The sequence below is a fragment of the Pseudomonas fluorescens genome (genome assembly GCF_018614655.1).
In the GTDB taxonomy this organism is placed as follows: Bacteria; Pseudomonadota; Gammaproteobacteria; order Pseudomonadales; family Pseudomonadaceae; genus Aquipseudomonas; species Aquipseudomonas fluorescens_BX.
Map to the genome: position 1 here is coordinate 117,475 of NZ_JAGGOG010000018.1, position 12,430 is coordinate 129,904.

At 58.5% G+C, this 12,430-nt stretch carries 13 protein-coding genes; 10 read left to right on the forward strand and 3 right to left on the reverse strand.

Going from position 1 to position 12,430, the window contains the following annotated elements; all coding sequences use genetic code 11:
- Positions 1 to 82 precede the first annotated feature (82 nt).
- From J7E41_RS18565 to J7E41_RS18590, 6 genes are all read left to right on the forward strand, one after another.
- Positions 83 to 961 (forward strand): amino acid ABC transporter permease, encoded by an 879-nt coding sequence (locus tag J7E41_RS18565; RefSeq protein ID WP_214994984.1) that lies wholly within the window; start codon positions 83 to 85, stop codon positions 959 to 961.
- A 24-nt stretch (positions 962 to 985) separates the two neighbouring features.
- A complete protein-coding gene (locus tag J7E41_RS18570; RefSeq protein WP_214994986.1) occupies positions 986 to 1,750 on the forward strand; it encodes an amino acid ABC transporter ATP-binding protein in 765 nt (254 codons plus the stop codon).
- Between the two features lie 25 nt (positions 1,751 to 1,775).
- Complete coding sequence (locus J7E41_RS18575) at positions 1,776 to 2,597, forward strand: ABC transporter substrate-binding protein (RefSeq protein WP_214994987.1); 822 nt, start codon at positions 1,776 to 1,778, stop codon at positions 2,595 to 2,597.
- A 240-nt stretch (positions 2,598 to 2,837) separates the two neighbouring features.
- Entirely contained in the window at positions 2,838 to 4,013 is a 1,176-nt protein-coding gene (locus J7E41_RS18580; protein ID WP_214994989.1) for an MFS transporter, read from the forward strand.
- A gap of 26 nt (positions 4,014 to 4,039) precedes the next feature.
- A complete protein-coding gene (locus J7E41_RS18585; RefSeq protein ID WP_214994990.1) occupies positions 4,040 to 4,987 on the forward strand; it encodes a hypothetical protein in 948 nt (315 codons plus the stop codon).
- A 133-nt stretch (positions 4,988 to 5,120) separates the two neighbouring features.
- Positions 5,121 to 5,498 (forward strand): helix-turn-helix transcriptional regulator, encoded by a 378-nt coding sequence (locus J7E41_RS18590; RefSeq protein WP_214994992.1) that lies wholly within the window; start codon positions 5,121 to 5,123, stop codon positions 5,496 to 5,498.
- 70 nt (positions 5,499 to 5,568) lie between these two features.
- On the opposite strand, the gene J7E41_RS18595 is transcribed toward J7E41_RS18590, so the two are convergent.
- Together J7E41_RS18595 and J7E41_RS18600 are read right to left on the reverse strand one after the other, a co-directional pair.
- Positions 5,569 to 6,102, reverse strand: coding sequence for a hypothetical protein (locus tag J7E41_RS18595; protein WP_214994994.1), 534 nt, complete (start codon positions 6,100 to 6,102; stop codon positions 5,569 to 5,571).
- A gap of 379 nt (positions 6,103 to 6,481) precedes the next feature.
- Positions 6,482 to 7,537: an MBL fold metallo-hydrolase gene (locus J7E41_RS18600; RefSeq protein ID WP_214994996.1), complete on the reverse strand. Its 1,056-nt coding sequence runs from the start codon at positions 7,535 to 7,537 to the stop codon at positions 6,482 to 6,484.
- 127 nt (positions 7,538 to 7,664) lie between these two features.
- Here J7E41_RS18600 and J7E41_RS18605 point away from each other — a divergent pair, with 127 nt between their 5' ends.
- The 3 genes from J7E41_RS18605 (at position 7,665) to J7E41_RS18615 (ending at position 10,444) form a co-directional block, all read left to right on the forward strand.
- On the forward strand, positions 7,665 to 8,285 hold the full coding sequence (locus J7E41_RS18605; protein WP_214994998.1) for a TetR/AcrR family transcriptional regulator: 621 nt from the start codon (positions 7,665 to 7,667) through the stop codon (positions 8,283 to 8,285).
- Positions 8,286 to 8,500: 215 nt separating this feature from the next.
- Positions 8,501 to 9,559 (forward strand): diguanylate cyclase, encoded by a 1,059-nt coding sequence (locus tag J7E41_RS18610; protein ID WP_214995001.1) that lies wholly within the window; start codon positions 8,501 to 8,503, stop codon positions 9,557 to 9,559.
- A gap of 357 nt (positions 9,560 to 9,916) precedes the next feature.
- Complete coding sequence (locus J7E41_RS18615) at positions 9,917 to 10,444, forward strand: DUF1003 domain-containing protein (RefSeq protein WP_214995003.1); 528 nt, start codon at positions 9,917 to 9,919, stop codon at positions 10,442 to 10,444.
- On the opposite strand, the gene J7E41_RS18620 is transcribed toward J7E41_RS18615, so the two are convergent.
- Positions 10,441 to 11,400 carry a LysR family transcriptional regulator gene (locus tag J7E41_RS18620; RefSeq protein WP_214995006.1) on the reverse strand — a complete coding sequence of 320 codons (960 nt, stop codon included), beginning with the start codon at positions 11,398 to 11,400 and terminating at the stop codon, positions 10,441 to 10,443. The two genes, J7E41_RS18615 and J7E41_RS18620, sit on opposite strands and share 4 nt — an antisense overlap.
- Positions 11,401 to 11,417: 17 nt before the next feature.
- Between J7E41_RS18620 and J7E41_RS18625 the strand changes: the two genes are divergently transcribed.
- Positions 11,418 to 12,125 carry a CTP synthase C-terminal region-related (seleno)protein gene (locus J7E41_RS18625; protein ID WP_214995008.1) on the forward strand — a complete coding sequence of 236 codons (708 nt, stop codon included), beginning with the start codon at positions 11,418 to 11,420 and terminating at the stop codon, positions 12,123 to 12,125.
- Positions 12,126 to 12,430: the final 305 nt, after the last annotated feature.

The window sequence follows — 12,430 nt, forward strand, 5'->3', positions numbered from 1 at the left end:
GCTGGCGCTTTCGCGAGCAAGCCCGCTCCCACATTTGGACCGAGTACAGCCGTTAGAGATTTATTAGTTTTGGAGAATCACCATGAACCAAACCCCGGCAGAGCGTTTGCTGGCCGAGCGCCAACAGTCCGAGAACCAGTTCGATATCACGCAGTATGAGCACGTGCCTCGTCGCTATTACGGGCGGATGTTTTTTGCCACGTTGATCGTGATTGCGCTAGCCGCCTTGTTGCGGGCCTTCGCCAACGGTCAGATCGAATGGTCCTACATCGGCCAGTTCCTCACGTCCGAGGCAATCATCTGGGGCTTGGTCAATACCATCATCATGTCGATCCTGGCCATGGCGTTGGGGGTGGTGATCGGGGTAATCACCGCGATCATGCGCATGTCAGCCAACCCGATCCTGCGTTACGTGGCCATCACCTACACCTGGCTGTTTCGTGGCACGCCGCTGATTCTGCAACTGCTGCTGTGGTTCAACCTGGCGCTGATTTTTCCGGTGATCGCGATTCCCGGCCTGTTCAGCATCGATACTGTGAGCCTGATGACGCCGTTCGTGGCCGCCCTCCTCGGCTTGAGTATCAACCAAGGGGCCTACACCGCCGAGGTAGTACGTGCCGGCCTGCTGTCGGTGGACACCGGCCAGTATGAAGCCGCCAAGTCGATCGGCATGCCGAGCTTGCAAGCGTTGCGTAGGGTGATTCTGCCCCAGGCGATGCCGGTGATCATTCTGCCTGTAGGCAACGAGTTCATCAGCATGGTGAAAATGACCAGCCTGGCCAGTGTGATCCAGTACTCGGAGCTGTTGCACAACGCACAAAACATCTACTACGCCAACGCCAGGGTCATGGAGTTGCTGATGGTTGCCGGCATCTGGTACCTGGCGGTGGTGACGGTTCTTTCATTCGGTCAGAGCCGCCTTGAGCGTCGTTTTGCCCGCGGCGCCGGCAAGCGTTCGTAAGCCCTGACTGAGGAGATTTGCCCTATGAGAAGCATCGTCAAGGCTGTCAACCTGAACAAGTATTACGACCAGTATCACGCGTTGCAGGACATCAACCTGGAAGTCGAGCAAGGCGAAGTACTGTGCGTCATCGGCCCATCTGGATCCGGCAAAAGCACCTTGCTGCGCTGCGTCAATCAGCTGGAAAAAATCGACAAGGGCGGCCTGTGGGTCGACGGCGAACTGGTGGGTTACCGGGTCGTCGGCAACAAGCTGCACGAGTTGAATGAATCGCAGATTGCTCGTCAGCGACTGGCCACCGGCATGGTGTTTCAGCGCTTCAATCTGTTCCCGCATATGACTGTGTTACAGAACATCATCGAAGGCCCGTGCCAGGTACTCAAGCGCTCGCCCAAGGAAGCCATTGAGGATGCACTGGAGCTACTGGCCCGCGTCGGTCTTGCGGACAAGCGCAATGCCTATCCGGTGGAGTTGTCCGGCGGGCAGCAGCAACGCGTGGCAATCGCCCGTGCGCTGGCGATGCGGCCGAAGCTGATGTTGTTTGACGAACCCACGTCAGCCCTCGACCCGGAGCTGGTAGGAGAAGTGCTGTCGGTGATGCGCGACTTAGCCACCACCGGCATGACCATGATTGTGGTCACCCATGAGTTGGGCTTCGCTCGCGAAGTGTCCAACCGCATGGTGTTTATGGATGCCGGCCAGATTGTGGAAGCCGGCAGCCCGGAAGAAATTCTAATAAGCCCACAAAACCCGCGTACCCAAAGCTTTATTTCTGCCGTTCGCACTTAACTAAAAAACTAACGAGAACGCCCCCATGAAAAATCTGACACTTCCATTGTTGCTCGCAGGCCTGATGGCCTCCACTTCGGTTTTGGCGGCATTGCCGGCAGCGATCAAGGACAAGGGTGAGATCAGCGCGGCCATCGTGCCGAACTACCCGCCGATGGATTTCAAGGACACCGCCACCAACAAACTCACCGGCCTGGACTTTGACCTGGGCAACGCCCTGGCCGAACGCCTGGGGGTGAAGATCAAGTGGCAGGAGACTGGTTTCGAACAGATGCTCAGCGGCTTGACCACCAAGCGCGTCGACATCGTGCTATCGGGCATGACTGACACCGCCGAGCGGCAAAAGTCGGTGACGTTTATTGACTACTTCACCAGCGGCCCGCAGTTGTACACGTTGGCCAAGCGTGAAGACCTCAAGGAGCTGACCGATCTGTGTGGCAAAAAAGTTGGCACCAGCCGACGGACTACCTGGCCGTCAGAAATTACCGCATGGAGCAAGGCAAACTGTGAAGCCGCCGGTAAGCCGGCCATTGTGGTGATCGGTACTGAAGGCTCGGCGGATGCCCGTGCGCAATTGCAGCAGAATCGTCTGGATGCAGCGATGCAGGGCAGCGAAACCATTCCTTACTTGATGTCGCTGGACAAAGGTAAGTACAAGCCGGTGGGCCTAGCGATTTCCAAGCAGTTCACGGGGTTGGGGATTGAGAAGAGCAATACCGAGCTGGTGACGGCGATCAGTGAGGCGTTGCAGGCCATGATTAATGATGGGACGTACGGCAAGATTCTGAAGAAGTGGGATCTTGAGCAGGGTGCGGTGGAAAAAATCACCATCAATGCCGGCCAGTAACAACGCATAACCCTGTGGGAGACGGGCTTGCCCGCGATTGCGGGTTGTAGCCGCTGCCGAGGCACGAGGCTGCGATGGGCTGCGCAGCGGCCCCTATGGGCGGTCCTGCGGACACGCATCGCAGCCTCGTGCCTCGGCAGCGGCTACAACCCGTTTTCGCGGCTCGCTCGCGCCCACTGGGATACATGTTGTGTATGAAAGATCGTAGTCAGCCCCAAGAATAAGGACACTCGCCCCACCGTGGCCACCTACTCCCTGGTAATCCGCCGCCTGATGATCTGCTCGGTGACGATCGTCGTCAGCCGCGCCATGACCAGCCCCTTGCTGGCCCTTTTACTGAGCACACGCCTGGGCCTCAACCAGCAAGACATCGGCTTGCTGATGGGCATCGCGGTCTTCATCGCTACGCTGCTCGGGCTCTACGGCGGCTACATCATCGACCGCCTGGAAAAGCGCAAGCTGCTGATCCTGGCAATGCTCTCCAGCTCCATCGGTTTTCTGTTGCTGACTTTTGCCAGCAACCTGTACCTGACCACCCTAACCCTGGTAATCACCGAAGCGGCCTCGGCACTGTTCCTGATTGGCTCCAAGGCGATCATCAGCGAGAACCTGCCGGTGGGCCAGCGGGCCAAGGTATTTTCCCTGCGCTATACCCTGACCAATGTCGGCTATGCGACCGGCCCCATGCTCGGCGTGGTGATTGCCGGCCAGTTTCCCTTGGCGCCCTTTCTGATCGCCAGTGCGATTGCCTTTGGCAGCCTGTTCCTGATGATCGGCATCCCGCCGACCCAACGCGACGACAGCAACAAACCGTTGAGCTTCCTCAGCACCCTGCGGACGTTGCGCAACGATCGCACGTTGATTCTGTTTACCGGTGGCAGCCTGTTGAGCACCATTGTCCACGGGCGCTATACCCTGTATCTGTCACAGTTTTTGCTGGTGGCCTACAAGCCGGAGAACGCGCTGAAAATTCTCTCTGCCGTGCTGGCTTGCAATGCCATCACGGTAATTTTGATGCAGTATCAGATCGGTCGTTTTCTCAAGCGTGAACAGCTGCGGTATTGGATCGTGCTGGGCACTTCGCTGTTTATTGCCGGGTTGATCGGCTTCAGCATGGCGGACAGCCTGGTGTCGTGGTGCATCGCGATGTTTGTGTTCACTTTGGGGGAGATGATCATTTATCCCTCCGAGTTCCTGTTTATCGACACCATCGCTCCCGACGCGCTGCGCGGCAGCTATTACGGTGCGCAGAACCTGGCGGCATTTGGCGGGGCGTTAAGCCCGGTGATTTGCGGATACCTGCTGATCAACGCGGCACCGGCGAGCATGTTTTATGTATTGAGCGGGCTGACGGCGGTGGGTGGGACGTTGTGTTTCGTAGCCGCTGCCGAGCACGCGAGACTGCGGCTACAATAGCGAAACCTCTCACGGACCCGAGCCCCATGAAATTCGACACGGCCTACAGCCTGAATCTCGACGACAAGCTGTCGATCTACGACGTGCGAGACCTGAATTTCGACGAAACCACCGCCTTCGACTCCGACAAGGACAGTTTCCTCTGCCCCAACGATGAATGCCGGGCGGCGTTCGCGGCCAGCAATGTGCTGACCACCTTCAACGCGAAAAACGTCAATTACCGGCGCACGCCGCACTTCAAGAACACCCCCAGCACTCACCATATCGACGGCTGCCGCTACGCCAGTCACAAGGCGGGCACGGCTGAAACCGAGGACGAACGTGAGGAAAACTTCCCGTCGGAATTTGTCCTGACGCGGCGTGAGTACGAACGCAAAACACCTGTGCCAGGCACCGAGGCCGTTGCCTTACAGGATCTACCGAAAACACCTTCAGTCCGCACTAACACATCCCGGAGTTCCAGCGACACCACTCCGGACAAGACCAGTGTCTTCGCCCACCCGGTGGAATGCTACGTGTCCAACATCGACGACAAGGACAAGCTCAAGGGCATGCCGTTGAAGATAGGTGAGACCACTGCGACCTACTGGACTTTTTTCAAGAAGATCGAGTATTTGCAGGACAACAAGGGTTTGATCTACTGGGGCCGGATCAAGGAGATCAAGGACTACACCAGTAGCTTGCGTATCGACTTCGAAAAGAAAGTCTGGCTCGACAAGAAGCCCTACTCGGTCAACGTTTACCTGAATAAAAAATTGATCGAGAACTACCGCAAGCGCAAGGCGTTCCTGGAGCAGATCAAGGCCGCAGTGGGCAGTGAACGGCCGTTATATTGCTTCTTCTATGGAGTGACACCGGAGTTGAAACATGTGCCGAGCAAGAAGAACCCCGAGCAGACATTCGGCGTATTCAGCGCCGATATCGAGAACCTGGATCACCTGATTATTCGCGAGGCGCCGGGCCTGGAAGCCTAGGTTTCATCAGTTCCACCTGCTCAGCAGCATCAACCGCAGCTCTGCCGAAAAAAAACGAGTTGATGAGCGGTCAAAACAACTGTACAAAAACACAGTATAGTTTGTCCTCCTCGTCGAACTCTGGAGAAAACCCATGTCCTCTCTGGCAATGAGCAGCCCCGTAGAACAGCAAATCGTCCTTCATCAATTCACCCCACGGCACAGTGTCCAGGCCCGCGCGATGCTGGGCTGGAGCCGGGAAGATTTCTCCCGTGAGTCCGGGGTGGATACCATCACCCTTCAACGCTTTGAAAGCCATGCCGAGGTGAGTGACGAAACCCACCTCACCCTGGCATTTCGCCTGGAGGCCGAAGGCCTGGTGTTTTTCCCGGGATTTGCGCCGGGCTGGGGCATGAGTGTGCGGGCTTGCGCGACCACCACGGAGCCGGCCTTCAAAGGGATTATCGCCCGGTTTATGGACTCGACAACGGCGTCAATGGACCCAGCAATACCTCAACCGAAGGGGGCGTAGAGTCCAGTCGAATGACCGGGTGATGCGCGCCCTCCTCCAGGTTTCGCGCCGAACGTTAACCGTCGAGAACTCAAGTCTGTAACAACACCTGTTGACAGCCTTGCACCAGCGCCGCCAAGCGGTTACCGGCCCAATGGGCCCCGTAGAACCAGACAGAAGTCGCAGCCCCATCGGAATCCGTACCGGTGGGCACACACACGCTTGGATTACCGGAAGTGGCGGCCCGATGAAAAGCGGCGCTTTTTGCATCAGAGACCAACATGTCCAGACGATTTTCCGTTACTCGGTCGTTAATCTCATTGCTCAAATCAAGTGTGAAATGACGCGTGTCATCCACCAGAAGAGCATGCACCGGCACCAATTGCGCACCTGCTATTCGCAGCGAATTCAGTACCAGGGCAAAATGTGCGCTGTGCTCGATCGTCTCCCGAACATCGCCTGAAACGTACTCGCAGGCAAAACCGATACGGCTGCCCGCCAGCGACAGATTATGTTTCAAGTAGCCGGCGTCGGTAACCGGAGGGATCTCGACCATCACCGGTCCTTCGGGGTCGACCTCGCTCGACGCTATCAGTGAAAGCGAGGGATCACGCACGGTACGCATCATAGGTCCCGGGATGTCGAACCTGGGCCCATACCCCCGGTGATCAGCACCAAAATCGAGGCCATGTTGATGGGAACTCGAATCGACAATCGCACCACCGCCCTGGGTACCAAATACCAGTCGCGCCGAACCAGCCTCACCGACCTTGCCCGTTACGGGGTCGCAAGATCCGGGAACAGCGTCCGTCCCAGGCACCGACGACCTGAACACACACGGCGCACCCACTGATATGGCTTTCCTACACTTCTCGTCCATAGACGCTCACTCCTCGAAATGACCCTTTCAAGAAATGATTGCATCCTTTTCTCACGCTTGTCGCAGGCCGGAAACACCTTGCAACTGCCTTTTCTTCATCGCAGCGCCAGTAGCTGAATAGCCATCATCCGCTGACACGTCCCTCACCGCTGACGTGCTCCACCTCCAACCACCAGGCTTGCCCGCGTTCCGGTTGATTGAGCATGAACGCCTGCCCCATGGGCGGCGTGGCAATCGACACATTGCGCTCCCAAGCCAGAGCCATGATGCGGTCAAAGGGTTCGTGCCAGGCATGGAACGCCAGGTCGAAGGTGCCATTGTGGATCGGCAGCAACCAGCGCCCCTTGAGGTCGATATGGGCCTGCAACGTTTGCTCGGGCTGCATGTGAACGTGGGGCCAGTCGACGTTGTAAGCACCGGTTTCCATCAAGGTCAGATCAAACGGCCCGTACTGTTCGCCGATGCGTTTGAAGCCATCGAAGTAGCCGGTATCACCACTGAAAAAGATCCGTCGCGCACCATCGATCATCACCCAAGATGCCCACAAGGTCTGGTTGCCATCAAACAGGCCGCGCCCGGAGAAGTGCTGGGCCGGGGTGGCGACAAAGCGGATGCCGTCCACTTCAGTGCCCTGCCACCAATCCAGTTGCCGCACTTTGCTGGCGTCCACACCCCACTTAATCAACGTGTCACCCACCCCCAGCGGCGCCAGGAAATGGTGGGTCTTCTCGGCCAGTTGCACCACGGCCTTGCGGTCCAGGTGGTCGTAATGGTTGTGGGAAAGAATCACCGCTTCAATCGGCGGCAGCTCTTCGAGGCTGATAGGAGGCTGGTGAAAACGCTTGGGGCCGGCCCAACTGAAGGGCGATGCGCGCTCGGCGAATACCGGGTCGGTCAGCCAGAATTTGCCGCGCATTTTCAGCAAGACCGTGGAGTGGCCAAGGCGAAATATGCTGTGATCAGGGGCAGCAAATAACTGCTCACGGGTCAGCGGCTGCACCGGGATCTCGCCCACAGGCCGTGTGCTGCGGGGCTTATGGAAGAGCATTTTCCAGAAGATCTGCAAGGTCTTGCCAAAGCCCCCATGCGGTACCGGGGTGCCATTGCTGAAGTGACCTGGCTGCGGTTCCGAACGTTTGGACGCTGAAGAAGGGTCGAGACGGGTTGAGATTGTGGCCATTACGGAGTGACTCCTGCCGACATGTCGGTCAACAACTACACTGCACAGTGTAGTTTCAAGATTGCAACAAAATCTATAGCAAGTAAACTACTGAGTGTAATTTTCTCTCAAGAGCCGAACGCGACCCATGACCGCCCCCCTGCGCCTCACCGACCGTAAACGCGAAGCCATTGTGGCGGCTGCCATCGCCGAGTTTCGCGACAACGGTTTCGAGGTCACCAGCATGGACAAGATCGCCGCCACCGCCGGCGTGTCCAAGCGCACCGTGTACAACCACTTCCCGAGCAAAGAAGAGTTGTTCACCGAGATCTTGCACAAGCTGTGGGCCAGCAGCGTGGCGCAACTGGACGTCAGCTACAACAGCGTGCATCCCTTGCGCGACCAGTTGCGTGTGCTGCTGGAGGCGAAAATGAAGATGATGTCGGACACCAACTTCCTCGACCTGGCCCGCGTGGCGATTGCCGCAACCATCCACTCCCCGGAACGGGCCCAGGACATCGTCAACCGCCTGAGCGAACGGGAAGAAGGTTTCACCTTGTGGGTACGCGCCGCCCAAGAGGATGGCCGGCTCAAGGCCATAGACCCCTGCTTCGCTGCCCACCAGGTGCAAAGCCTGCTCAAGGCCTTCGCATTCTGGCCGCAGATCACCCTTGGCCAGCCCATCCTTGACGCCGCCACCCAAGCCAGCGTCATCGAATCGGCAATGGACCTGTTCCTGGCCGGCTACGAGATCGTCGACCAGCGCTGATACGCTCGGCCTCCTCCTCCACAGATCCTGTTGCCGGTACGACATCGGCGTGTCGTTTTTGCTCTATTACGGCCGTCTGCGACGCAAATGGCCTGGAAGGACACTGATTATTCCGGCGTGAATAACTGACAATATTCACCGGCACTATCCGCCCCCTGGTATTCCCGATATCGCACACCTTCGTATCCGCAAAAGAACATCTGACCCAGGAATCTATGGAAAACCAACGAGGCAAAGGGCTGTCATTTGCCAGACGTATCTACAGGCCAAGGATCATCGGCCTGGGCATCGGCTGCTTCAGTGTCGCTGCTGCCCTGTACCCGCTGCAGATGCCAGACTGGGTTTGGGGCTTTTTGATATTCAACGGGTTTGTCTGGCCGCACTTGGCGTATCAGCTCTCGACTCGCTCCGAATTCCCCTACCACGCTGAACGACGCAACATACTGTACGACTCGCTGTGTGGCGGGTTCTGGGCTGCGGCCACGCAGTTCACACCGCTGACGGCCGTGACCATCTTGTCGATGATGGTCATGAACAACTTCGCCTCCGGCGGTAAGCGCATGTTTATCCGCGGCACAATGGCTCAAGTGGTTGGCGTCGGCCTGGCGTGGCTATTATTCGGCGTCAGCTTCAACGGCGATGTCAGCCGCACCGAAGTCTACGCTTGCCTGCCGATGCTGATGTTCTACCCGATGGTACTGGGTATGGTCTGCTATCGCTTGGCGATCAAATTGTCGGAACACAAGCGCGCCTTGAGCGCCCTGAGCCGCACCGACAGCCTGACCGGCCTGCTCAACCACGGGTCCTGGAAAGACTTGCTGCACTTGAAGTTTCACAAGTGCCAGCAACAACACACACAGGCCACCATCGCCCTGATCGATATCGACCACTTCAAACAGATCAATGACACCTACGGACATATCATCGGCGATGCGGTACTGCGCCAGTTGAGCCTGGAGTTACGAAGCAACCTGCGGAAAAACGACCTGGCCGGGCGTTACGGAGGGGACGAGTTCTGTGTGATTCTTCCGGATATACCGCTGGAACAGGCGGCTCTGATCATGAACCGTATGCGGGAAGTGTTCAGCAACTACCGCAATCCCGAAATCCCCGAACTACGGGTCAGCCTGAGTATCGGCCTGGCGTCCTTCCGACCGGCCTTCACTGACGCCGCGATGTGGCTCAATGCTGCGGACAAAGCGCTGTATGCCGCCAAGGACACCGGCCGCAATCGGGTCAACGTCGACGAGTACATGATCGCCCATTCCGCCTGAAGTCCGTTTCACGACATCTCGTCCGATGAAGGCATAGGTATCGACACATTTATTCAATCCCCTGAAAGCCCTGTAGCCGCTGCCGAGGCACGAGGCTGCGATAAGGGCCGAAGGACCTTCGGCAATTTCAAGAGACTGGCGACTGCTGCGCAGCCGATCGCAGGCTGCGCCAGCGGCTACAGGATCGACACAGCCCCTGTATCCGCTGCCGAGGCAGAAAGCCAAGTTTTCAAAGTTGTGTAGATACCGCTGTCGATGAAGGGCGCAGTTGCCGGTGCCGGCGACAGGAATCTTCATGTGTCAGGCTCGGTCTATAGTGCTTCACTGTGTTACTTAGATCGATGACTCGAGCCCGCCATGACCCCAGACAAACCTGAAGCAGCCCCCGCCAGCAAAGTCGACCACCTGCGGTTTCACCGCGCCCATGCCCACCTTGGGCCGACGTTTGGCAACGACACCTTTGCCTTGAAAGCAGAAGCCTTCGCCCGGTTCTTTGGTACGCCGACCTTCCTGGGTGCGCAAACGGCGATTGTGATCCTTTGGGTCGTGCTCAACATGACCGGCATCACTCACTTCGACGTCTATCCATTCATCCTCCTCAATCTGGCGTTCAGCTTGCAATCGGCCTACGCCGCGCCGCTGATTCTACTGGCCCAAACCCGCCAGGCTGCCCGGGACAAGGCCCAGTCCGATGCCGATGCACAGCACCGTGAGGCCCTGGCCATTGCTAACACCGAACGCCAGGCCCAGGCGGCGCAGACCACGCGACAACTGATGGATCTGCTGGAGCAGAACACCCGGCTGACCGAGATGACCAAGCAGCTGACTGAGCGTATTGAAGGCCTGACCTCGGAAATGCATGATCACTTCGTGCGCAAGCCCTAATTCCCGCGAGGCGGCAACCGCACATGCCGCCCCAGCTCATCAAACAACGTCACCACCGAGCGCAGCGCCCGGCAATCGGGCCGCGTCAGCAGCCACAGGGCTGTGTCATGCCCTGCCAACGCTGGCCCCAACGGCAGCAGGCCCTGACTTTCCCCCAGCAGGTAATCCGGCAACGCCGCCACACCCAGCCCCGCCCGCACCAACTCGGCAACCGACAGCATGCTGTTACAGCGATAACTGAGCACGACCCCGGGCAAGTGCTGACGGCGCCAGGCGACGGTGGGGTGATCCGGCAAAAAGTCATCCGGGGCAATCCACGCCAAGGCCGTCAGATCATCGGTTGCATGCTGTTGCACATAACGGGCGCTGGCACAGATCCGATAAGACACCGTGCCCAGGCACCGCCCCACCAGATGCTCCGGCGGCGCCGTAGTCAGGCGCAAGGCGACGTCTGCATCACGCCGACTGAGGTTGGCAAAATCGTTAGAGGTGCTCAGTTCCAGGGTCAGCGCCGGGTAGTTGGGCATGAACTGTCCCAAGGCCGGTAGGAGCAGGCCTTGCAGCACGGAGTCGGTGCAGGTCAGGCGCACGGTGCCGCTGATCACTTCGCCACCCTGCTCCACCCCGATACGTGCGGCATCCAGCGCCTGTTCGGCACGCTCTGCCTGTTCGGCCAAGGTGGTGGCGAGCGTCGTGGGCAAGTAACCGCTGCGGCCTTTTTCAAACAGGGTCTGGCCCAAGGCCGCCTCCAGCCGCCGCACCGCGCGAAACACAGTGGACACATCGACCCGCAACAACCCTGCTGCCCGCGCCAGGGTACCGCCGCGTACCAGGGCGAGGACCAGCGAAAGGTCAGGGTAGTCGATTCGATAGTGCGTGGCTGCATTGAGCATATGGATAAGCGCCAATATAGATTGCGTGAACGCCAATCTATAGTGAGCACCTGGACTCAACAAGCCATAGGGAACACGCGATGAAAAAGACCTCTCTGCACCTGGGCCTGATCGGCGATCACGACCCAAAAGTCACTGCCCATCAGGCCATTCCTGTGGCGCTGCAACAGGCTGGAGAAGTGTTGGGCTTGACGGTCCAGTTTGACTGGTTGACCACCGACACCATCAAGTCCACCGAGCAATTACAGGCCTTCGATGGTTTCTGGGCCATCCCCGCCAGCCCCTACCGCGACCTGGACGGCGCGCTTCTGGCCATCCGTTACGCCCGCGAACAACAACGTCCGTTCCTCGGCACCTGCGGCGGTTTTCAACATGCGGTGCTGGAATATGCCCGCAACGTTCTGGGCTGGTCCGATGCTGAACACGGTGAACTGGCGCCCAACGCACCGCGCGCCGTCCTCACACCCCTGAGCTGTGCTCTGGTTGAAGCCACCGACAGCATCCACCTGCGCGAAGGCTCGCGTATCGCCAAGGCCTACGGCACCCTTGATATCCATGAAGGCTACCGCTGCCGCTACGGCGTTAACCCTGACTTTGAAAGCGCGCTGCTGGCAGGCGCCTTGCGCGCCACCGGCCATGACGCCACCGGCGACCTGCGAGCACTGGAGCTGGAAGGCCATCCGTTTTTTGTCGCCACCTTGTTCCAACCGGAGCGGGCGGCCCTTAAAGGCACCCTCCCACCACTGGCCATCGCGCTGCTCAAGGCCTGCCAGGAGGTATCGGCATGATTCACCACTGGATGAATGTGGGAGTCCCCGCCACATCTTCGACGTAGCGCTGTCGCGCAGCAAACTGGGACTTCTGTGGCGAGCGGGCTTGTCCCGCGTTGGGGTGCGAAGCGCCCCTGATGAAGACGAATGCGGTGTATCAGGCACTCCTCTGCGCCTGGTTTTGGGGCTGCTGCGCAGCCCAACGCGGGACAAGCCCGCTCGCCACAAGAATGCGGTCGCCTGAAATTGTTTATGCAGGACTCAAGACTTTAGGGTGAAATTTTAACCCTTTAAAATCAGTAAGTTATTTTAAGTTTGATAAG